We start from the raw sequence: 21,891 nt of genomic DNA, 5'->3' as shown, positions 1-21,891 counted from the left end.
CGACTTCTTTTACATGCACAAGGATGATACGCGCTGAAGCGACAAAGCGGACCTTGAAGCGCTTTTGAAGCGCTCCGCTCTTTACAATGAATCCGAATACAATAACGAAAGGATGAAAAGAAAGTGAAAAATAAGAAGATGGTTATGATTGCAGTATTTGTCGCCGCCGTGATAGCAAGCTCTTACGGATCCGCTTATGCCGCGGCCAATTTGGAGCCGATCAACGCTTTTTTTAACCGGGGCGTATCGTTTGTGCTGAAAGGAGAGCTATGGCAGCCCAAAGACGAATCCGGAAACCCGCTGACGGCGATTCATTATGAAGGAAGCAATTATTTGCCGGTCCGCGCCTTGGCCGAGGCGTTAAAAATACAGATCGACTACGACGCGGTTAGCCAAAAAATTTATATCGGAGGCCGCCCTGCCGAAAAAACGCCGATTTTTGCCATGCCGATGGAGATCGACAACATCTATGCGATTTTGTCCAAAGACTCCAAAGAAACACTGGTGAAAAACAAGCAGTTTCAAGAGGTTTTAAAGATCGACCAATACGGAGACGTCGTTTTTACCATCGACCGGAAATACAAACGGCTTGTCCTGGATGCCGCTGTCGTCAGCCCCGGGGAGCACGAGGTGGAATTTTCGCTGTATAACGCGAGCGACAATGCTGCAAATACGGCCCAAACGATACTGAAAAAGCTTGCCGTTAAACCGGATGACGACGTAAAGCAGCTTGTTTTCAATGTCGAAGGTCTGGAGAAAATCAAAATCCATGTGCAAAGCGAGAATACAAACCCTTATATTTATGCAAGAATTTTGGATACTTCTTATTTCGATAATGGGGATCCTGCCGCCAAGGAAGGAACGCCGTCCGCCGGTTCGAAAGAAACGTCAACGAAGTGAGGGGAAGCTTATCCGTGATCTTAGTCCAGAGGTTCGTAATGAAAATCAAACGGAAATCAGGCGGACTCCTCTTGGCGGGTCTGGTATCGAGCTTAGGCCTACTTCCTTCTCTTGCCGCAGCGGAGGCAGCACCCAATCTAAAGGTTGAAGCCAAATATCAGGATATTATACCTATTCCTTTAATAATCCCGGGAGATAAAGGCAGTCCGAGCGGCAAAGTCAGGTGGGCATACAACGGCATTGACGCCGCCATCTCCACTTCTCCGACGGTCGGTTCCGACGGTACCATCTATTTGGGTGCGGAAAATAAAAGGCTGTATGCCATCAACCCGGACGGAACGAAAAAGTGGGATATTTTATTGGCGGATATCGTCTATTTCACCGTGCTTGGCTCCGACGATATGATCTATGCGGCTAGTGCCGATGGTAAAGTGTATGCCATAGATCCGGCCGGGAGACAGAAGTGGGAATTCGCCAGGGAAGGTCCTCTTGTGGCCCGAGACTACTGCAGCTCGTGGAGCCGGTATAGATTTAAATCACCGGCGGTTGGCGGCGACGACACGGTTTTTGCAGCAGGAGTGAGCGGGCTGTATGCCATTCATCCGGACGGGACGAAGAAGTGGCTATATGCCATTGAGGCGAAAGAGCAGATTGCCACTCCGGAGTGGCATGTTAAAGGAAACGAAGCGGCTTCTCCCGCGGTCGGAGCGGACGGGACGATCTATATCGGAACGAAAATCGGCGATCTTTACGCGATCAAACCGAATGGAGAGAAGAAATGGACATTTCGTGCAAAGGGAAGCGGTGTTTATATTCCTCCCGTACTCGGAGCCGACGGTACGATCTATGTGAAATCGTTCAGCTCGGGCGGAGATTCTCTATATGCCCTTAACCCGGACGGTTCGATAAAATGGAGCTCGGATACTAAAACCTATTCCAAGCCGGCCGTCGGGGCAGACGGTACCCTTTATATATGGTCCGATATGAAGCTGCTCGCCTACAATCCGGATGGAACCGTCAAATGGGGGATGGATGCCGGAAAACCGTTTTTGACGAATGCAGCGGTATGCGGCGGCAATCAACCGCTATTTTCGACTCCGGCGGTCGGAGCCGATGGCACGGTCTATGTCGCAACAGCCGTTAGCGATTGGTTCTATGCGATTGATCCCCGAGGGAAAGTACAATGGCAATATTACGCCAAGGGCTTTGGAGGATACAGCCCCGCAGTCGGAACCGACGGAACGGTATACATGGTCTCGCCGAAAACTTTGTACGCGCTCGGTACCGACGCCACAAGCGTCAGCTTGAATAAAAATGCGATCGACCTGCAAGCGGGTGCCAGCGAAGTATTGAAGGCCGCAATCATCCCTGATGCGGCATTGAACAAACGGGTGATATGGAGCAGCAGTGAAAGTACAGTGGCCGAGGTGGATAGCAACGGCCGAGTAACGGGTAAAAAGCCGGGCATGGCGAAAATTATAGTGAAGACGGAGGATGGGGAATTCACTGCCATTTGCGATGTGACTGTAACAGGGACTCCGGATGAGAAGTCCCCGTCTCCGGATCCGGTGGTCGAGAGCGGTCTAAAGCTGAATAAAGAAGTCATTGCACCGAACTTGACCGATATTTCGGGACACCTTGCGTACGAAGAGATCGCCAAGGCGGTGGCGTACGGATTCGTTAACGGTTATGAAGACGGCACATTTCGGCCAGATGCGGGCGTTACCCGCGCAGAGTTTGCGACCATGCTCATGAAAGGGATGAAGCCGGCGGTGGAAGGCGCTCCGCTTTCCTTCGCGGACAAGGACCAGATCGGTACCTGGGCGGTCCATCCGGTAGCGCAGGCGGTGCAGCTCGGAATTATTAGCGGATATGAGGATGGCACATTCCGGCCGAATGCGAACATTACTCATGCGGAGATGATCGCGATGGTCGTCCGCTCCTCCGGGCAGCCCGCAGACCGTACGCATCAGACCGGCTTCGCCGACGATGCGGATATTCCGGCCTGGGCGAAACCATTCGTGTCCAAGGCCGAGGAGACCGGCATCATCATCGTCGGCGGCCTTCCGGGCAACCAATTCGCGCCTCAGGTACTCACCACCCGTGCGGAAGCCGCATCAGCCATCATCCGGATGCTGATGATCAAGCGCTAGGTCAGATGGGTTACATCAGCTAAGTGGCTACTTCATCATAAAACGATGGAGCCCGGAAATTTCGTCTTAGGCAATAGTGGTTCAATGAAACCCGAGGAACGGCAGCCCGTCAAATGGCTGCCGTTTTCTCAACGAACGGGCAGGATCATGCGATAGATACTGGAACAAAATGTTGCTTCTGTCACCTTTGCTGTTGACAATATAAAAGCGATAAGACAACCAGAATTTGAATGGTTTTCTTATCGCTTTTATTATTAATTTGACAATTTAGTTGGGTCAAACCCTTGCGGGAATATTTCTTCAAAGTGGTCCTTTTTCTCGTATAAGTTATACCATGTTTCTGCAATGACATCCGGATCTCCTGTCGTGCCGGCTTGTATCAAGGTTCCGATTGAAAGATGTCCGACGTATATACTCTTTTCTTTCAACTCATTGTAAAGGTTTGTAGCATAGTTACGAATACCCGACATAACGATTCCGCCATTTCCGACAAATGGTAAAGGGAACATTGCAGATAAGCCGGTAGTAAAGAGAAGTGCCCCTGAACGGTTATTTATCATGTCTGGTAATACTTCATTGACAGAAAGAACCGCAGGCAGCAAATAGCTGTTTACTTGATCTAATACGCTCTCGGGTGTTGTTTCTAATACATTTGTAAATTTGCCCCACCCGGCATAAGGACTAAATTCTAGCACATCAATATTACCAAAATCCTTTTTAACAGCATGTATGGCTTGTTTTAAAGCAGCCAGATCCGTTAAATCTGCTACATAGGACTGCGCTTCAATATTCAGCTTTTTAAGTTCACTCACGATAATTGATAATTTCTCAGGATTACGCGAGATGGCGGCTACCTTAAATCCTTTCTCTCCGAATTTTTTGGCGAGAGACAGACCTAAGCCAGGTCCTGCACCAATTATTGCAATAGTTTTCATCTTTCACGAACTCCTTATCAGTGATATATTAAATTAACATGTGTTGCTTTAATGAGTAATATACAGCCATTGATTTAATGGAGCAACCAACAATAGATGTATGAATGTTGCTAGAGCAACAAGATCGATAAACTGTCGGGCAGGGAGTGAAAGAAATGGCGTCAAAAGTAATGAATGTACGAATGACACATACTAAGAAGTCATTGATTAATGCCTTTTTTAAATTGGTATCCGAAAAGGATTTTGAAAAAATAACAGTAGCGGATATAACAAAAGGAGCACATGTTAATCGGGCAACATTCTATGCGCACTTCAGTGACAAGTACGATTTCTTGGACTACATTATAGGGGATTCCGCCTCGACTGCCATTGAAAAACGCACATCAGGTCTCGTGAAATTCGATCAAAACAGCATTAATCAACTCGTATTAGCGGTATGCGACTCTTATCATCAACCGAATATACAATGTCGCAGCAGCTATGTAGGTTTAGTCGGACCACAATTGAAAGAGAACGTAGTAAATGAGTTAAAGTTATACTTGTCGAAAAGTCTAGAAAGCAGTTATACGGATAGCGAAAAAAATTTTTATGTGCCTATTTTTGCAAACATTATACATGAGGGCGCTTATCAATGGGCTTCTGGGAACGTAACTATCAATCAAGAGGAAGTAGCCTCGAAGGTCTCGTTATTGGTATTAGGTGGGTATTTGTCTTCCAAGAAATCGTTATGCTAACGGGGAACGCTAGTTTAATGCAACAGTTCAAAAAAACCTCTCATCGGTAGCAAACCTAGATGTACTAGGTCTGATGGGAGGTTTTATCATGAATATAAGTGAACTTTGGAAACTGTATGAAACCGATAAACGGAACTTGGGATTTATGATGTTGGTTTCGGAACTTTTTCGTTTTGCTTATGGAGAAACATATCTGACTGCAAAGGTTCTTGACATTGGGCGATGACGATGACAAGAACCTTGTGACAGAAAGGATATAGCTCTGAAGACATCAATGAACCTTCGGGTAAACTTGATTCTTTTCAAATAAATTCCTAACCTGATCGGCCATAAATTGTGTGGAATGCGGCATTTGATGACGTATCCACCACTCCACAATGCCAATAAAAGCAGAGGCCATGAATTGGGCTTTTAACTCATTGTCGATAACGGGCTTATTGTCCGGCCTTTCCATTTTATCCATAAGATTGACTGAGATAAAATTCAGCAATCGGTCTCGGAATAGAAAAGCTCTTTGATTGGAAAACATAGCAGAGAAAAACGGGAAATTGTCACGAAAATAATCAAAAACCGGTTTGGGCTCATGTACCATTCCTTGGCTAACCGGATTGGCCTCCCGTTTCTTGCACAACGAGATCAATTCGTTGATGTGATCTTCAATACATTTGTCCAAAAGGTCGTATTTGTCACTGTAATGCAGATAAACGGTGCCGCGGTTAACATTGGCACGCTCCGCTATCTCGTTAATAGTGATTTGTTCAATATCTTTTTCCGAAAAAAGCTCCAGAAACGACTTAGTTATGGACTGCTTGGTTCGGAGAATACGTCGATCGGTTTTAACCGCGTTTTCCATTCCTTTCGTTACCTCCTACAGATAATCAACAATTCTGGGGGTGGTGTTGTATATAAAACAAATACGCATCAATTAACCATTGAGTAATCAGGGCTTCTGTCTATAATATTAATCAACGGCCGTTAAATATACAACACACGTTTAATATCGAATAGAAACTTAACTTAGTCCACCCATTTCAGAATCTCAAAGAAAAATTTTGGGTAAAGGAGCATTTAACAAATGGAAAATATACGAGATAAAGTGGTCATTATAACGGGGGCTTCCAGCGGAATAGGAGAAGCTACAGCGAAGTTGTTGGCACAAAATGGCGCAAAGGTGGTATTGGCAGCCAGAAGAGAGGAACGTCTGCATGCGATTGTTAATGAAATTAAACAGGGTGGCGGCGAGGCCGTTTCTGTAAAAGCAGACGTCGTCTCTGCCGAAGATATGAAGAATTTGGCCAAGTTTGCCTTAAGTGTGTATGGCCGAATTGATGTATTGGTGAACAATGCAGGGGTCATGCCGAGTTCGAGGCTGAATGAATTAAGAGTAGAAGAGTGGGATCAAATGATAGATGTGAACATCAAAGGCGTTTTATACGGTATCGCAGCGGTATTGCCTACCATGCGGGAGCAGCAGTCCGGTCATATCATCAACCTATCCTCTACTTCCGGTTATCATGTGTCCCCGACATCTGCCGTATACGCGGCCACAAAGTTTGCAGTTAGAGCCATTTCGGAAGGACTGCGCTTGGAAGAGTCTTCGACTTCGGGTATTAGATCTACCGTGATTGCTCCAGGTCTGACGAAGACCGAACTTTTTGACAGCATTACAAGCCCGGAAGTGCAGACGATAGCCAATCAGCTCAGCGGCAAAGGGATTTCTCCTTACAGTATTGCTAGAGCCATCGCGTTTGCCATTAATGAACCTGATGATACCCTAATCAGCGAAATTATGGTTAGGCCGACCGCGTTGTCTTGAACATTTCCAAACAAGATGATCGGGATTTATCCTTATGGCTGGGGCAATGCCGGAGAAAACTTTCAATCGTTTGTTGCGACTTTTGAAGGGATAATAAAGAGTGAATCGTAAAAATTTATTTTTTCGAACGGATCAACCGTGGATTGACAGCAGAACAGTAAGCTATATGCAGAGGATTCATTGTTACATTACGAGTCGCGTAAATCGCGACTTTTTTGTTTAATGTCACAAGGTTCTTGACATTGGGCGATGACAAGGACCTTGTGACATTCCTGTTTTGTGTCAAGAACATTGTGACATTCCCGACGAAGGCAGAAATAGCAACCACGGCGTGCTCGGACTCACGGCGCCGAAAAACACCGGGCGCTGGTTGCTGCATATGATGGGAAAGTGGGGCGGCGAGGCTGACTGTCATTCGGCACGCTTCGTTACGAACGGGCAGTATAGTTGAAACATTATTTTCCATAAGTTCGTCTTTATATATCAGGTGGAATTATTGAAAGCCAATTTATAGCTGTCCATGAGGTGATTTTATATGAAGAGGATAACGGGTACACTCATTTTGTTTTTGGCAAACTGGACTGGCTCATTGTGCACATGCGGCTAATTTGCTCCAAGCTGATGTCTTGCGCGTAGTGTTGCTCGATTAATTCGCATACGGCTTTGATGGCGGCGGGTTGACTCCGGAGCGGGGACGGGGCAATAATGCGCTTTTCGTAGCGGCGACTGAGCCACACCAGCATGTCGATCAACTGTGCTTTAACGGAGATTCGATAGCCAAGCGCTTTGCGGCTGAATTCCCCGACGATACGATCCAGACGCTGCTTCATTTCTTCGTCTTCCAGAACAGAGAGCTTCATATGGGAATCGAAATCGAGCGTCTGGCGAAAAAACGGCTCCACATAAGAAATCGAAAAACGGCGTCAGCACATTTTATTCCCTTTTCGAGAGGGTTGTGGTATATATGGGTTGGTGAAGAATTATATGATTCAATATAAACGGATAATAAATTTTAACATTTAGGGAGGTATTGGTTTGACAACCGGACAAACATCCATTGAACAGCTTGTCAAAGGAGAATTTGACGGGTTATCCTCCGCACAGAAAAAGGTTGCGGAATATTTGCTGCTGCATCCGGATGAAGGGGCCCTGCTTACGGCCAAGCAGATCAGCCGCGAAGCCTGCGTAAGCGAAACGACGGTAATCCGGTTGTCGTATGCGCTCGGATTCAGCAATTTTTCCGAAATGCAGCAGCGGATGCGGGAGCGGATATTGAAAAATAAAGTTCCCGCTTACATTCCGCCTCAAGAAGAAATTCCCGCATTGTCCGCATTGGATGAGTCGAATGCGCTGGCGCAGGTAATCGAAAACGACATTTTGATATTGAAGCAGTCGTTGCAGCAGTTGAACTATGCGGAAATCTGGAAAGCGGTGGATGCCTTTATTCGGGCTGACCAAGTGCTGATCGCCGGCTACCGCGCTTCTTATGCGGCGGCTTACTGGTTTTCGTTCATGCTGAGCACGACCCGTGACCATGTGCAGCTATGCCCCTCCGGCGGAGACGATTACGCCAAGCTGGTCAATCTCACCGAACGTTCCGTCGTCGCCGTGATTTCGTTCCCCCGCTACTCCCGGGAATTATTGAATTTGGCACACCAGGCCAAACGGCAAAACGTGAAGCTGTTGTCCGTAACCGACCGGCTTCTGTCGCCGGTGGGCCGCATATCGGATATTACACTGGCGACGGATGTGAATGTCGATACGGGCATGGCGTCGATGTCTTCGGTCATCAGCCTGCTGAATCTGCTTATATACGGGATCAAGACGAAGGACCGGGAGCAGTTCCGGGCCCGGCAGCAGCAGCTGGAGCAAATGTACACGGCTTCCGATATATTTGTCGAATAAACACCGGATGTGCGGAGGCTGGCCCCTAATGCCAGGGGAGAAGCGCGGGGTGGCCGGAAGTGCCGTGCTTTTGTTTGAATCCGACTCAATATGGGAAGAGAAACGTCAGCCGATCATCATAGCTGGCGATTTTTTATTGTTCCGGAATGTTGAATTCGATAAAGTGATGCAACTGAGAGGCGATGCCTTATTAAAGCGAGCTGCGACATTCTGTACCAAGGTGCAAGGCGCGTTCGACTTCTATGATCTGCTGTGCATGAACTCTCCTTATCGCGATTACGTCTACGATCAGTTGAAGGAGATTGCCTCCTCCTACGATGTCGACGGTTTTTTCTTCGATATTACGTACGTTTGGCCGGGCGCCTGCTACTGCGATTACTGCAAGCGCTGGTATGGCGAACGGTTCGGCACGGAAATGCCGGTAGATCCGCAGCCGGGCACAGCGGATATGCGCAATTTCCTGCAATTCCGGAGGGAAATACGCCATCATTTTTTACGTGACGCGGTGATGGTGCTCAAGGCGTTGAATCCGAACTATGCGATCAGTTGGAATGGCTCCGGCAACTACCATTTGGCAAATCGGGAAGCCGATGAGCATGCCGACTATACGACGACCGAATTTCATCCGCCCCATTATTTGGACGGGAGCATAAAGGCCAGATGGCAGCGCCGCAACGGCAAGCCGTTCGAATTATCGCTGCCGCACGAGATGGGCAGCTGGGGAGACTGGACGCTGCTGCCGGAGCCGACATTGCTGACGATGGCGGCTGTGGCCGTGTCCAACGGCGCCGCTCTCCGACCAGGCCACATCGTCATTCCGAGCGGCGAATTTGCCGGCACGATCAATCCCGATATGATCGCGTCCATCGGTGCGATGAATCGTTGGATTGAGGAGCGCGAGCCATGGCTGCACGATGCTCGGAGCGTTCCGCATGCAGCCGTGCTGGAACGCCGGATATCCGAATACGCATTGGTCGTACTGCCGGATCAGGCTTATCTTCCCGAGCGGCTGCAGCTGCGAATCCGTGACTACGTCGCTCAAGGCGGACGGCTGCTCGCAACCGGGCACACCTCGCTGTATGGACGCGACGGCGTGCGGCTTGCGAATTTCGGACTGGCCGACGTAATTGGCAACGATTTTCTGGATATTTCACCCTATAGTGTCCATTATTTGTCGGCATTCCAGCGGAATATTGCGGAAGGCGTACCCCGCATGCCGATACTGCTGAAGAAAACGTCGAGTCCCCTGTTGCGCGTCCGCAAACGCGGTGGAGTGGAAGCGCTTGCTATGCTTGTCAGACCTGCCGTCGAAACCCGCGCTCATCGTCACGTTTACCATCAGCATGCGCATCCGGAGCGAGTGACGGACTACCCCGCCATTACGTACCATCGTCACGGGTCAGGGGCTGCTATCTATTTCAGCGGCTCGGTGGAAACGTCGTTTGTCGCGACAGGCTCGCCTTGGCTGCGCAAAATCGTGCTGAACTGCATCGACCGGTTGCTGCCGGAGCCGGTCATCCGGATCGAAGCGCCGCTATCCGTCGAGGTTACACTAATGAAGCAGCAAGAGCAGCACCGATGGATCATTCACTTTACGTCGATTCGCACGGAACGGACGGATGGGACGCCAGCCTTTATCGAAGAGATCATCCCGACTCCGACGATTCGGGTGACGGTGCGTGCCCGACCGTCGAAGATATATACGGCGCCGGACATGACCGACATCGTCTTTGAAGAGGCCGCTCAAGGTGTCCGGTTTGATGTGCATAATGTAGGATTTCATGCGATGGTTGTGCTGGAAGGCATGCCTGCATGCTCCGTCACACCGTAGTTCTCCCTTCTTCCGGGCTCTTGTAAGAAGGTAAGGAATGGCTGCGAAAAAAGTTTTTTGCGAGAAAACTAAAATAACAATGGTACGTAATTTTATTAAATTATATAATATATAAAAAATTAAATATAATATAAAGGAGGTGGTGCCGCGCGGTTACAACCCAGACCATGCATACGAAGGTTTGAACGATTTGGCAAACCATTAATGGGAGGGATCATTCGAATGAATGAGAAATGGCCGAACGAAATGAAAAACCGATTGGCAAACGTATGGCAAGAACAAGAAGAAGCAGGCGGTTCCGCGAACGATAAAATCAGCCGCCGCAAGCTGCTCGCATCCTTGGGCGCAGCGGGTGTAGCCGCCGCATCAACGGGGCTGCTGACCGGCTTCGGAAGAGGAAGTACCGTTTCTTCATCGGTATACGGGGCTGATCCCGAAGAATGCGAAACCGTTTCGGCGGATTGCGTAACTTTCGAGTATTCGGACGGACAGCCGGAACGTACCGTCGCCGACCGACTGCGCGAAGCGATTAGCGTTCAAGATTTCGGAGCGAAAGGCGACGGGATCACGGACGATACCGCAAATATTCAAAGTGCGATTGCTGCGGCCATAAGCGAGAGCATTGCGGAGATCTATTTTCCCCCGGGCACCTACCATGATGCCGGGACGCTGACGAGCACCTCCGCCGTCACGTTCGTCGGAAACCGCGTTCAATTTACTTCCGGGCTTTATCGGACGATCAGTCTTAAAGTCGTATCGGGAAACCATATTTATTTGGACTCCTATAGCGAGCTCGTTGTCGGAGACGACTGGACAACAGCCATACAAGCTGCGGTAAATGCGCTTCCCAATGGCGGCACGCTGGTTCTAGGCCGCAATCGCTATCGTCATACCGGAGACATAACCTTATTGGGAAAAAGCGATATCACGATCAAAGGAGAAGGCCAAAAATCTTCGATCCTGTTCAACGATTCCGTCGGCAAATCGATTAAATTTACGAATTGCACCTACGTATCGCTCGTCAACATCGGGATTATCGGCAACGGAGACCCGTATACATACGGTTCGGGCGCCACGGGCGGCGACGGTTTGATCATGACCTCGGCCATCCATATGATGTTTACGAACGTAGATATCAGCTATCACGGCGGAAACGGCATCCAGCTCGTCAGCGGCTGCTGGGTGTACGATTTTGTCAACTGCCGGTTTGTCGGCAACCAGCAAAACGGCTTCCTCGGTTTATCCCTCATTGAACTTCAAGCAGTCGCCATATCGCTGCTCAACAGCTTGATTTTCAAAAATAAAAAAGCCGGCATCAAGTGGTGCTCGGTTAACCTCAATGTGGTGGGCGGAGTCATAGAAGCCAACGAAATAGGCATCCACATCGATATGACGGGCGGAATTTCTTCAGCGGCAGGCATTAACGTTAAAGGAATCGATTTCGAGATCAACAAGTACGAACAAATTAAAATTACGCCGAGCGGCTCGTATTCTTTGCAAGGTTGTATCATCGAAGGCAACAATTTCGTGAATACGTACACCGGATCCGATAAAGTTTCCGCTATCATCGGGGTTGATAGTACAGGCAATGGGATCAGCGGATTCGTTCTGGGCAGCAACTCCTACGCCGGATTGTCGAATTACAACGTCATCCAAGCCAACAGCAAATTGCTTGGGGGTTGTAAAGTATTGATCCATTCGTACTTGAACGAATCGAAGTATTTGGGTCTGGGCAGAGCCAAAGTCGAAGGACTGATCAATTTCCGGTCGGTGAACGGTCTGTTCGAGCAGAAAGGGCTGCCGTTTACGACACCGGACTTGTCCGACGATTTGCTGCCGGGGGAGACGACGCCGGTCGGATACTGGAGACTCCCGATCAATGAGTGGGGATATATTGTCAACATCGACTTGAATGTGCTCACCGATGCCACGACCGACTACAGTGTTACTTTCGAACTGTATTTGCAAAAAGTGGATGGCTCCTATACGTTGTTCCATACCGGCAGCGGCACGAAAACGGGCGGAGGCAGCGGTAAAGTATCGTTCGCGTTCGGGTTGACGCTGAGTCCCAATTCTCAGCAAATCATGATTTTGAAGACAACGATTACGAGACCGTCTACCGGAACTTATTTTAAAGTCAAAAATGTGGGTCTGAACGGCTCGTTCTAACGGCACGGAATACAAGATCCGCGGGGCGGAGAAGAAGCGGATCGGGGGAGAGAGCTCTATGCGGTTCAGGCAAATTCATTTGGATTTTCATAATCACGGGTTGGTCGCGATCGGCGGGCGATTTTCGCGCAAGCAGTTCCAAGACATGCTGAAGCTCGGAAACGTCAATTCGATAACCGTTTTCGCGAAATGTTTTCACGGATGGGCTTACTACGATACGAAGCAGTTCGATAAACATCCCGGATTGCGCTTTGATTTGCTGGGAGAAATGATCGCTGCCGCGCATGAGATCGGGGTCCGAACTCAAAAAAAGTGTATCTGGCTCCCCAGATGGAAGAAATTCGTTATATGCAAGAGAAAGGCGAGATCCGGTATACGCTGCCTGTTCTCGACTGCCACCAAATGATTGTGATCGATTATTAAAGGGAATATGGGGCAGCACTCGTTCCTGTACCGATAGTAATCGAATACTGTACTTGACCGAATTTCACTCGCCCCATTCCTTGGATAGAAGCATGAAAGCCAGGCGGCGGCGCCGAAGCGGGAAGCCGTTCGAATTATCGCAGCCCGATGAGCTGGGCAGCAGGAAGATTGGACGCTGCTGACTATGGCCGCCGTAGCCGTCTCGAACGGCGCCGCCAAAAATAGATTGATATTACGATCAGGCTAACCCGAATGAACGGCTTAGCCTTTTTTTGTCCGCTTCCGATCATCGACGTAAAATAGTTTTGGAAACATATTCCCTTTTCTAAGCGGGTGTGCTATAACGGAGTTATAAAAGAAATATTTGATACATATTTTTGAAATTAAGAATTTTTAAATTCATTAATGGAGGATGAACAATGGACAGCCGGCACACTGTTCGAGTGAGAGCTTGAAGGCATTCGAGAAAGGTTACAGCGTCGTCGGATTTTGGCGGACTCTTAACGACGAGTTCAACCTGGCGTATGCGGGCAAGAAGGACATTAATACGGCGCTTAGGGACGCAGATGAGAAGCTGAATAAGTATATCGCCGAAAATCCGAAAAAGTAGCCCGTGATGAATGATTGCCTATCGTTATAGAGGAATGAGGAGGCGACGATATGAAAGTAACCGATTTGGAAAGCTACAAGCTGGGCATATACGATGTAAAGGATCAGCTGAAGCAGATGGTGTACGGCCGGTCCGCGGAAGCTTTTGCAGCGGGGGACCGGGCTAGAGACGAGATCGCAACCGTCGAGCAGTTGGAACAGCGCCGGAACTTCATGCGGGATGAATTCATTCGTTCGCTCGGTGGACTCCCGTCAAGCGATACGCCCCTCAATCCGCAAATAACGGGGACTTTGCGGGGGGACGGCTATAGGATCGAGAAGGCGATGTTCGAGTCGCGTCCGAATCAATGGGTGACGGCGAACCTGTACATACCCGACGGAATCGAATCGCCGACCGGCGCGGTATTGCATTTGTGCGGACATAGCCCTTTGGCGAAACATTCCGATTTGTATCAGACCGTTTCGCTGCATCTCGTTCGCGCGGGGTTGATCGTCCTGAATATGGACCCGATCGGTCAAGGGGAACGGTTAAGCTATTACGACCGCGAGACGGAGAAGACGGTCGTCGCGGCTTCGACGCGGGAGCACGAATACGTCGGAAAGCAATGTTTGCCGCTCGGCGACAATCTTGCCCGTTATTTTATCCACGATACGAAACGCGCGATCGATTACTTATGCACGCGTCCGGAGGTGGATCCCGCGAAAATCGGCGTAACCGGCTGCTCCGGCGGCGGGACGCAGACGAGCGCGGCCATGATATGCGATCCCCGCATTGCCGCCGCCGCGCCGGCCACCTTCATCATGAACAGGGAATCGTACATGTATGCCGGTCAAGCGCAGGATGCGGAGCAAATATGGACGGGGATGACGAAGATCGGGTTCGATCACGAAGACATCCTGATGGCGATGGCGCCGCGCCCCACTCTCGTATTGGCGGCGGAATACGATTTCTTCCCGATAGAAGGGACGCGCAGAACGGTAGAAAGAACGAAGAGGTTTTGGGACATGTACGATGGGGACAATCGGCTGGAGCTGTTCGAAGACCCGACCGTACACACTTATTCGGTGCCTATGGCGAAAGAAGCCGCCGCTTTTTTCAGCAAGCATCTATTGGGAAAACAGCTTGCTTGTACGTGGGAGGGCATACAACCGATCGATCCTAAACGGCTGTGGTGCACGGCTAGCGGACAAGTGCGCGGCGATCGTGACGATGTGCGCGGCGTTCATGAAGAGAATCTTGATCGTCTGGCCGATCTGGAGAAAGCTGCTGCAGCTGTACCGGATAACGTCAGAAAAGAACGGGCGATCGCTTGGCTGCGCGACCGGGTATATGGGGGACGCAAGCCGTGTGCGCTAGGTCCGCGTCGGGTGTCGCTTGGCAAGCTGGACGAGGAGCTGACCGCAGAAAGCGTCCTGTGGTGGAGTCAGACGTCGCTATTCAACCACGGGTTCATGTTCCGCAGCAGCGCCTGCGCTGGCGTGGACGCTCCCGTCACGATCGGGCTTTGGGCGCGCGGCACCAAAGATTTGCAACCGCATCTGGAATGGATTCGTGAAACTTGCGGTACCGGGAGAGCGGTTTTCGTGCTGGACGTATCCGGCGACGGGGCGGTAATACCCAATAGCATTACGACGCATGGGGACATGCATGATTTTTACGGGACGATTCATAAATTTACGATCGATCTGTTCTGGCTGGACGATAGCTTGGCCGCCGTGCGAACATTTGACGTAATCCGGGCGCTCGATATCGTGGAGCTGCTTGGCGGGGGAGCTGGAAAAGACATTGGACTATATGCGGCCGGGAAGTTCAGCTTATACGGACGATTGGCGGAGGTGTTGGACGATCGGCTGAAACGGGTCGATACGGTGAATGGCATCGGCAGCATCGCGGAGTGGGTCCGTTCCCGCTATTATGATCCGTTGGACAGCGAGGGCATGGTCATGCCGGGCATGCTGCATTATTTCGACTTGCCGGATTTGGAGCGTTGGAGGCGCGCTCAAGCTGAATAAAGTTCAAGATTGGACGGCATGCAACCGCCTGCTGCCCCGAGATGATTCCTGTATTGAACAGGGGTCATCTTTTTTTAGTCCCCATGGATACCTAAGGTCGTTGTTGGAATCCCGGATAGAACTGTTAATAAAGCTAGACTCGAAAGAAAGGTTGCTGGTGGCAAAGGGACAAACTTAAGCAAGTAACTAGCAAATCATTTCGGACCATCTTGCCCAACTTTAAAACAGTAAGATTCATCAAGTAAAAAAGGTAGATTCATCATTCTCGCCAATAGCTACGCAGTTTTATAATGGGGGTAGCAAGCGCATTAATGAATTGGGGAGGAATGAAGTCATAACATTACTTGAATGAATTATTGAACTGGAATCCGAATTTACGCCGGTATTCTCCCGGAGGATGTCCAAATCGTTCGCGAAACACTCGGCAGAAATGAGGGTAACTCTGGAAGCCCGTTTTTTCGGCAACTTGCTGCAGCGCAAGATTGCTGTAGAGCACCTGCTGCTGTGCCAGCTTCAGCTTCACGTCGATGCAATAGGCGAACATCGATTTGCCGAATGCGGCTTTGAACAGGTGCGAGCAGCGGGAGACGCTCAAGCCGACGGAGTCGGATATTTTTTTCAAAGTGAGCGGCTCGTTCGCATGATTTTCAATATATAGCTTGAGTCGATAGGCGGTATCCGCTTCTTGGCCGTGCTGCTTCAGCTGGATCGCCTGCTCGAGCGTCAAGCAGAGCGTTCTCAGCAAATAGTCCATGATCTCCTCTTGGTTCTGCATCACTTTTTGCTTTTCACGGATAATATGCTTCCATAAAGTAACGACCGAATCGTCGAAGCCGATGTTGGTTTTGGTCGGCAGCCGCTTATTGGCCCACCATGCGTCCATCCAGTCCCCTTTGCCGGCCAGGTAATAGTCTCCGACCGGTTGAACCGCAGCGGATTCCCGAGCGCTCCGGGGATGAACGTGCAGCTCGTACGGCTCATGGGGAGGATAAATCAACAGGTCGCCCGGAATGATGGTTTCGTACCGCCCCGCCACTAACGCGCGGCAGCTTCCTTCCGCCTGAAGCCGGAACAGATAGAAGGTCAGTCCGTCTTTGTACGTAACGGAATGAGGCATCGTATGCTTGTAATAGTCGGCAAAGATGACGCTGGATCGGTATGGAACGAGCTCCGTCATAGGTATGGATCCTCCGGAAAGAAGCGATGTTGCTCTGATTATATAGGGACACGGAAGAGGATGACAAGAAGAGGAACGTTATGACCATTCACAAGCAGGAGGGAATCGCATGTCGAAACAAACATTTGTGTACGATGTCGTCGTGTATGGCGGCAATGCGGCGGGGATCGCCGCGGGAGTTCAAGCGGTGCGAATGGGGCTCCGCACCATCGTCATCGAGCCCGGAATCCGCATCGGCGGTTTGACGACGGGAGGATTGGGAGCTACGGATGCCGGAGACCCGGCGACTGTCGGCGGTTTTGCCAAACAATTTTATGAGAGGCTCGCCAAAAAGTACAATCGTTCGGGTTTGGTTTGGAGATTTGAGCCCAAAACCGCTTTGGAGGTTCTTTATGACTGTATCGAAGAATGCGGGCTTCCGGTAAAGCTCCGGGACCGGCTCAAGGAAGCAGGGGGGATCGAGAAGCGGGATAACCGCATCGTTTCGATCGCGCTGGAGTCGAACGAAGTCTACGAAGCGAACATATTTATCGACGCAACCTACGAAGGGGACCTGATGGCGAAAGCGGGCATTTCCTACATAGTCGGCAGGGAAGGAAACGAGGTGTACGGCGAGAGCAACAACGGGATCCGCAAGCCGCTCCGGCTGAAGAAGCCCGTCGATCCGTATCGGGTACCCGGCGATCCGTCCAGCGGCTTGCTGAACCGCATCAATCCCGACCCCGGAGGACCGGTCGGGGGAGGCGATCTCAAAACTCAAGCCTACAATTACCGGATGTGTCTCACGAACGATCCGTCCAACCGTATCGAGGTAGCGAAGCCGGAAGGGTACGAGGAGGACGACTATGAAATCTTGTTCCGCCTGCTGGAGAACGGCTACGATCAACTGCTGTTCAAGCTGACGATGATGCCGAACAGCAAAACCGATTCCAACAATACGGGGCAGGTTTCCACCGATTATATCGGGATGAGCCATGAATACCCGGAGGCGACCTATGCTCGGCGCGAACAAATCGAGCTTGCTCATGAAACGTATCAAAAGGGCTTGATCTGGACGCTGCAAAAACATCCCCGGGTACCGGAAGCGATCCGCGAAACATACGCGCCATGGGGGTTGCCTATGGATGAATTCACGGAGAGCGGTCATTGGCCGTCGCAACTGTATGTTCGCGAATCGAGACGCATGCTGGGCGAGAAGATCATTACCGAGAACACCGTGAACCGGAAGGAAATGGACGACGATCCGGTCGGAATGGGCTCCTACGCGATGGATTCCCACTACACCCAGTATTGCCTTGACGAAGAAGGCCATCTTTGTGTGGAAGGCGGCTTCATGGCTTCCGTAAAAGCTCCTTTTCCGATCAGCTTCCGGTCCATCGTTCCGAAGAAGGCGGAATGCGACAATTTGCTGGTGCCCGTTTGTTTGTCCGCCACCCATGCGGCCTACGGCTCCATTCGGATGGAACCCGTCTTCATGGTTTTGGGGCAATCGGCCGCGACCGCTGCGGCAATTGCCGTGCGCGATCAGTTATCCGTTCAGGATGTGCCGTACGGAGAGCTGCGGCGGCTGCTGGAGCAAAACGGCCAAATTGTCGATCTGGGAGACCATTATGTGACTCCGCCAGGGACGTCGGGGAATCCGTTGTAATCTATCCATACAATCGAGGCGGGGGGAACGTCAAACATGACAAGTATACTGGGTGGAATCGGGTTGGGCGTGCAATCGTACTGTTTCCGCGAGTTTTCCAATGAACGGATTGTGGATGCGCTTCAAGAATGCGGACTAACGAGGCTTGAAATTTGCAGGAAACATTTGAACCTCGAGGTTGCGGGAGAGCCGGATCGGGTGCTTGATCTATACCGGAGCAGCGGAATAAGCTTCAATTCGTACGGGATTAACGTATTCGACAACGATGAATCGAAAGCAAGGGCGTTTTTCGAATTCGCAGTCACGGCAGGCATCAAAGTATTGGGCGCCAAGCCGACTCCCGATGCTTTCGAGATGCTCGGACGTCTGTGCGACGAGTATTCGATCAAACTGGCCATCCATAACCACGGACGAAAAGATCTTGTTTACGGCACTGCTGCTCGACTCGAAGAAGCGCTCGCCCGAGCGCCGGAACCGATCGGATTGTGTCTCGATACCGGCTGGCTGATCGATGCGAATGAAGATCCGGTGGCTGCTGTCCATCGGTTCGCAGGCCGTATCTACGGCGTGCACTTCAAAGACTTCGACTACTCGGAGTCGGGCGAACGTCTCGAAGCGGCATTGGGCGAAGGGAATTTGGACGTAACCGGCGTAGTGCGCGCTTTGAAGCAAACCCATTTCAACGGGTACGCCTCGATCGAATACGAAGGGGAGCCGAACGATCCGGTCCCCAGCATTAAACGATGCGTAGACGCCTTGATTTTGGCGGATCGGGAGGCGTAACCGGAACTAAAAACGCAGGGAATCCGCCCAACCTCGGCCGGTTTCGTAACCCGACCCCGACTTTCACGTATACAATATGTAAACATAATCCCTTTTCCGGATTATCGTTTATCATACATGGAAGTCGAGGGAGCTGGCCTATGAACGAGGAACTTACGCTTCAGGCTGATCAGTCGTATCGGCTGGCCGAGCGAAAGGCGGCTCAATATTTCGCATCGCTTTATGAGCAGGTCCAGGATAAAAGCTATGTCCCCGCTTTGACCAAAGACTTTCAATTGTGGAAAAAAAGCCGAAGCGGCCGTAAATCGTTGCTGTCCTTCTTTTCACAAGCGATTCGTAAACCGGATTCCCGGGATTATCACAATTATATACGCTGGCTGAACCAAACGGGCAGACTGGACAGCTTCCTGGATCGAAGCGTCTCGTATATTTACATGCGGGATTTGGGAAAGTCGCTGAAGGCTCCGGCCACCCAAAGCCGGATTCGCCAAGTCGTCGCCGATGTCAAAATGTACTTGAACCGTTCCGAGTCGGCAAATGGCGGGGCGGAGCCGGAGTTGATAAGCTTGGAAGGGCTGTACCGTTGGGCCCGGAAGGAAGGAATAGAAACTGCCATCATCTGGGTAATCGACAAGCTAAAAGCCGTTTCCGCGCACATTCCGGAAGAAATGAACGCCGAGCATTCGCTGCGCAAGCTCATCAAAATCATCGTCGGGGTTGTCCTGCACGTTATCGAAGAGCTGGCCGACCATACGCCGTCTGCGGAGCGTGCGCGCAGGCTGGACGAAGCGATCCGGCTTGGCTATTCGTACGGCCTGACCTATCCTTTTATCGACGATCTGCTCGATTCCCCGGTTTTAACCGTTCGCGAAAAAGAACTGTACAGCCGCATGATTCGAACCTCTCTGCTCACCGGAACCGTGCCGGAGCCCGGGAAGTTGGCCGGGTCTAACAAGAAGCTGATCCGGTACGTGTACGCGGAGCTTCGGGACGCCTATGCTTATATCAAGAAGCATCAGCGGCCGGAAACGCAGCGCCTTTTTTTCGAGCAGTCCTATATATTTTTTCATGCCCAGGATACGGACCGGACAAAGGAGCTTTCGAATGCGGATTACACGAACGAAGAGCTGTATGTGCCGATCATTTTGAAATCGGCCTTTTCCCGGCTCATCGTCCGGTCCGTCATACGCGTCCCCGCCGATGAGGGCTTCGACGAACGCACCTTTTACTACGGCATCTATAACCAGCTGGCCGACGACTTTGCGGATATGTTTGAGGATAAGAAAGCCGGAGCGGTGACCCCCTTTACGTATTATTGGACCTACGGCGGCCGGCGTTCGGACTTGATCAATCCTTTCGAGCTGTATTGGGCGGTTATCTCGCATTTGCTCCATCATGTATACGATAACGATGCGAAAGCCCGGGACGTGATTCTCGCCCGCGCCGTCAACGGTTTAAAACGATACAGGCGGCGCGCAGGCGAGGACGCGTATAACGAGATCGTAACGACGTTCGCCTCCGGAATTCCGGAGTTCAATCTTCTTGTCCAAAAACTGGTTCGCAGTACGGACGATGTGAACTTTTTCGACAAGCTGCTGCGGGACCGGATGGTGACCGTCCTGAAAAACGACCGGATAGAAGAGCAGCAGTTTCTGGACAAAATCGCTACGGTCCGCCGACAGATCGACAGCCTGCTGCTCATTAAGAAGCAGGACGGGATTCCGCCGGTGAAGGAGGCGATCATCGACGCGGCCAATTACAGTCTGGAAGGAGGCGGCAAACGGCTGCGGCCCATACTGGCCTGGGTCATGGGGGTCGACGAATACGGGCTTCAGGCGGCAGCGATCGCTCCGCTGCTCAGATCGTTGGAATATATGCATACGGCCTCCCTGATCTTCGACGATTTGCCGTCGCAGGACAACGCGTCCGTCCGCAGAGGGCGTCCGACGCTGCATGAAGCGCACGATAGCGCCACCGCGGAGCTGACCGGCCTGTTTCTGATCCAGAAGGCGACAGAAGAGCAGGCTTCCTTGCAAGGGTTCGACGCCAAAACCGTACTGTCCTTGATCCAATATTCGTCCCGGCGGGCGGGGGATATGTGCGCGGGTCAGGCGATGGATTTGCGCTCCAAAGGAAAAGTGCAAACGCTTGAGCAATTGAACCGCATCTGTTTTTACAAAACCGGCATCGCCTTCGAGGCTTCGCTGGTCATGCCGGCCATTCTCGCGAAAGCCGACGAGGCGGAAATTGCCGGCTTATCCGGCTATGCTTATCATGCGGGCATTGCCTTTCAGATCAAGGATGACCTGCTTGATGCAGAAGGGGATGTGCATGTGCTTGGGAAGCCCGCCGGCAAAGACATTGAAAACGACACCTCGACTTTCGTGACCGTTCTGGGACGGGATGGCGCCAAAAAAGAGATGTGGGAGCACTACTGCCTCGCCATGGAGGAGTGGAAGAAGCTGCCGCGCGCTCCCGTGTTTTTGAAACATTTGCTGACTTATATCATTAGCCGGGATCGTTGAAGTTGAAAATTCAGTCAGAGACTTTTGGGAAAGTGGACATATACAAATTATAATTGAAGGAATTAGAGAATTACTCTATAATTTAGACTAAACCAAGTGCAATGACCTATAGTCCGTAGGGGAGAGTCCTACGGACTGTTTAGTTTGCCGGTTATATAGTTCACAAGTGAATGGTTTCGTTTGAGAGACAGATAATAAGTAATACCTCTCAGAGTTTGATTGGAGAGCTTATATCAAGCAGGACGTGAAGACGAAATCCGAGCGCACGCA

At 50.8% G+C, this 21,891-nt stretch carries 18 protein-coding genes; 14 read left to right on the top strand and 4 right to left on the bottom strand.

All coding sequences use genetic code 11. From position 1 onward, the window contains the following. Positions 1-123: 123 nt before the first annotated feature. Positions 124-900: a stalk domain-containing protein gene (locus FE784_RS25850; protein ID WP_139605157.1), complete on the top strand. Its 777-nt coding sequence runs from the start codon at positions 124-126 to the stop codon at positions 898-900. Positions 901-938: 38 nt separating this feature from the next. After that, on the top strand, positions 939-3,053 hold the full coding sequence (locus FE784_RS25845; RefSeq protein ID WP_139605156.1) for an S-layer homology domain-containing protein: 2,115 nt from the start codon (positions 939-941) through the stop codon (positions 3,051-3,053). 254 nt (positions 3,054-3,307) lie between these two features. On the opposite strand, the gene FE784_RS25840 is transcribed toward FE784_RS25845, so the two are convergent. Continuing rightward, positions 3,308-3,988 carry an SDR family NAD(P)-dependent oxidoreductase gene (locus FE784_RS25840; RefSeq protein WP_139605155.1) on the bottom strand — a complete coding sequence of 227 codons (681 nt, stop codon included), beginning with the start codon at positions 3,986-3,988 and terminating at the stop codon, positions 3,308-3,310. A gap of 155 nt (positions 3,989-4,143) precedes the next feature. Between FE784_RS25840 and FE784_RS25835 the strand changes: the two genes are divergently transcribed. Both FE784_RS25835 and FE784_RS41125 read left to right on the top strand, forming a co-directional pair. Continuing rightward, positions 4,144-4,722, top strand: coding sequence for a TetR family transcriptional regulator (locus tag FE784_RS25835; RefSeq protein WP_139605154.1), 579 nt, complete (start codon positions 4,144-4,146; stop codon positions 4,720-4,722). 88 nt (positions 4,723-4,810) lie between these two features. After that, positions 4,811-4,948 (top strand): hypothetical protein, encoded by a 138-nt coding sequence (locus FE784_RS41125; RefSeq protein WP_176706516.1) that lies wholly within the window; start codon positions 4,811-4,813, stop codon positions 4,946-4,948. 45 nt (positions 4,949-4,993) lie between these two features. On the opposite strand, the gene FE784_RS25830 is transcribed toward FE784_RS41125, so the two are convergent. Beyond that, positions 4,994-5,575, bottom strand: a complete 582-nt coding sequence (locus FE784_RS25830) for a TetR/AcrR family transcriptional regulator (RefSeq protein ID WP_139605153.1) — start codon at positions 5,573-5,575, stop codon at positions 4,994-4,996. Between the two features lie 222 nt (positions 5,576-5,797). Here FE784_RS25830 and FE784_RS25825 point away from each other — a divergent pair, with 222 nt between their 5' ends. Continuing rightward, positions 5,798-6,538 (top strand): SDR family oxidoreductase, encoded by a 741-nt coding sequence (locus FE784_RS25825; RefSeq protein WP_139605152.1) that lies wholly within the window; start codon positions 5,798-5,800, stop codon positions 6,536-6,538. A gap of 557 nt (positions 6,539-7,095) precedes the next feature. On the opposite strand, the gene FE784_RS25820 is transcribed toward FE784_RS25825, so the two are convergent. Next, entirely contained in the window at positions 7,096-7,368 is a 273-nt protein-coding gene (locus FE784_RS25820; protein WP_139605151.1) for a helix-turn-helix transcriptional regulator, read from the bottom strand. A 205-nt stretch (positions 7,369-7,573) separates the two neighbouring features. On the opposite strand from FE784_RS25820, the gene FE784_RS25815 reads away from it, so the two are divergent. The 6 genes from FE784_RS25815 (at position 7,574) to FE784_RS25790 (ending at position 15,488) form a co-directional block, all read left to right on the top strand. Beyond that, entirely contained in the window at positions 7,574-8,443 is an 870-nt protein-coding gene (locus FE784_RS25815) for a MurR/RpiR family transcriptional regulator (protein ID WP_139605150.1), read from the top strand. A 28-nt stretch (positions 8,444-8,471) separates the two neighbouring features. After that, complete coding sequence (locus FE784_RS25810; protein WP_139605149.1) at positions 8,472-10,274, top strand: alpha-amylase family protein; 1,803 nt, start codon at positions 8,472-8,474, stop codon at positions 10,272-10,274. 222 nt (positions 10,275-10,496) lie between these two features. Then, positions 10,497-12,443, top strand: coding sequence for a glycoside hydrolase family 55 protein (locus FE784_RS25805; RefSeq protein WP_218103811.1), 1,947 nt, complete (start codon positions 10,497-10,499; stop codon positions 12,441-12,443). A gap of 58 nt (positions 12,444-12,501) precedes the next feature. Further along, positions 12,502-12,849, top strand: coding sequence for an alpha-amylase family protein (locus tag FE784_RS25800; protein ID WP_139605147.1), 348 nt, complete (start codon positions 12,502-12,504; stop codon positions 12,847-12,849). Between the two features lie 468 nt (positions 12,850-13,317). Next, positions 13,318-13,476: a hypothetical protein gene (locus tag FE784_RS25795; RefSeq protein WP_218103810.1), complete on the top strand. Its 159-nt coding sequence runs from the start codon at positions 13,318-13,320 to the stop codon at positions 13,474-13,476. A gap of 50 nt (positions 13,477-13,526) precedes the next feature. Further along, positions 13,527-15,488, top strand: coding sequence for an alpha/beta hydrolase family protein (locus tag FE784_RS25790; protein WP_139605145.1), 1,962 nt, complete (start codon positions 13,527-13,529; stop codon positions 15,486-15,488). A 340-nt stretch (positions 15,489-15,828) separates the two neighbouring features. Here the strand turns inward: FE784_RS25790 and FE784_RS25785 are convergent, their stop codons facing one another. Continuing rightward, the gene (locus tag FE784_RS25785) at positions 15,829-16,665 is read right to left on the bottom strand and encodes an AraC family transcriptional regulator (protein ID WP_139605144.1); all 837 of its coding nucleotides are present in this window, start codon (positions 16,663-16,665) and stop codon (positions 15,829-15,831) included. A 109-nt stretch (positions 16,666-16,774) separates the two neighbouring features. Here FE784_RS25785 and FE784_RS25780 point away from each other — a divergent pair, with 109 nt between their 5' ends. The 3 genes from FE784_RS25780 to FE784_RS25770 all read left to right on the top strand — a co-directional run bounded on the left by FE784_RS25780 (position 16,775) and on the right by FE784_RS25770 (position 21,621). Beyond that, positions 16,775-18,313 carry an FAD-dependent oxidoreductase gene (locus FE784_RS25780; protein ID WP_139605143.1) on the top strand — a complete coding sequence of 513 codons (1,539 nt, stop codon included), beginning with the start codon at positions 16,775-16,777 and terminating at the stop codon, positions 18,311-18,313. Positions 18,314-18,349: 36 nt separating this feature from the next. Further along, complete coding sequence (locus tag FE784_RS25775; RefSeq protein WP_139605142.1) at positions 18,350-19,096, top strand: sugar phosphate isomerase/epimerase family protein; 747 nt, start codon at positions 18,350-18,352, stop codon at positions 19,094-19,096. Positions 19,097-19,236: 140 nt separating this feature from the next. Then, positions 19,237-21,621, top strand: a complete 2,385-nt coding sequence (locus tag FE784_RS25770) for a polyprenyl synthetase family protein (RefSeq protein ID WP_139605141.1) — start codon at positions 19,237-19,239, stop codon at positions 21,619-21,621. The last annotated feature ends 270 nt before the right edge of the window (positions 21,622-21,891 follow it).

The sequence above is a fragment of the Paenibacillus hemerocallicola genome, from assembly GCF_006265175.1.
Lineage (GTDB): Bacteria > Bacillota > Bacilli > Paenibacillales > NBRC-103111 > Paenibacillus_AB > Paenibacillus_AB hemerocallicola.
This window is presented reverse-complemented; position numbering and strand designations above follow the sequence as displayed.

Coding starts and splice junctions, on each gene's coding strand:
- FE784_RS25845 (WP_139605156.1), top strand. CDS start 939: ATGAAAATCAAACGGAAATCAGGCGGACTCCTCTTGGCGGGTCTGGTA.
- FE784_RS25840 (WP_139605155.1), bottom strand. CDS start 3,988: ATGAAAACTATTGCAATAATTGGTGCAGGACCTGGCTTAGGTCTGTCT.
- FE784_RS25835 (WP_139605154.1), top strand. CDS start 4,144: ATGGCGTCAAAAGTAATGAATGTACGAATGACACATACTAAGAAGTCA.
- FE784_RS41125 (WP_176706516.1), top strand. CDS start 4,811: ATGAATATAAGTGAACTTTGGAAACTGTATGAAACCGATAAACGGAAC.
- FE784_RS25830 (WP_139605153.1), bottom strand. CDS start 5,575: ATGGAAAACGCGGTTAAAACCGATCGACGTATTCTCCGAACCAAGCAG.
- FE784_RS25825 (WP_139605152.1), top strand. CDS start 5,798: ATGGAAAATATACGAGATAAAGTGGTCATTATAACGGGGGCTTCCAGC.
- FE784_RS25820 (WP_139605151.1), bottom strand. CDS start 7,368: ATGAAGCAGCGTCTGGATCGTATCGTCGGGGAATTCAGCCGCAAAGCG.
- FE784_RS25810 (WP_139605149.1), top strand. CDS start 8,472: ATGCCAGGGGAGAAGCGCGGGGTGGCCGGAAGTGCCGTGCTTTTGTTT.
- FE784_RS25805 (WP_218103811.1), top strand. CDS start 10,497: ATGAATGAGAAATGGCCGAACGAAATGAAAAACCGATTGGCAAACGTA.
- FE784_RS25800 (WP_139605147.1), top strand. CDS start 12,502: ATGCGGTTCAGGCAAATTCATTTGGATTTTCATAATCACGGGTTGGTC.
- FE784_RS25790 (WP_139605145.1), top strand. CDS start 13,527: ATGAAAGTAACCGATTTGGAAAGCTACAAGCTGGGCATATACGATGTA.
- FE784_RS25785 (WP_139605144.1), bottom strand. CDS start 16,665: ATGACGGAGCTCGTTCCATACCGATCCAGCGTCATCTTTGCCGACTAT.
- FE784_RS25780 (WP_139605143.1), top strand. CDS start 16,775: ATGTCGAAACAAACATTTGTGTACGATGTCGTCGTGTATGGCGGCAAT.
- FE784_RS25775 (WP_139605142.1), top strand. CDS start 18,350: ATGACAAGTATACTGGGTGGAATCGGGTTGGGCGTGCAATCGTACTGT.
- FE784_RS25770 (WP_139605141.1), top strand. CDS start 19,237: ATGAACGAGGAACTTACGCTTCAGGCTGATCAGTCGTATCGGCTGGCC.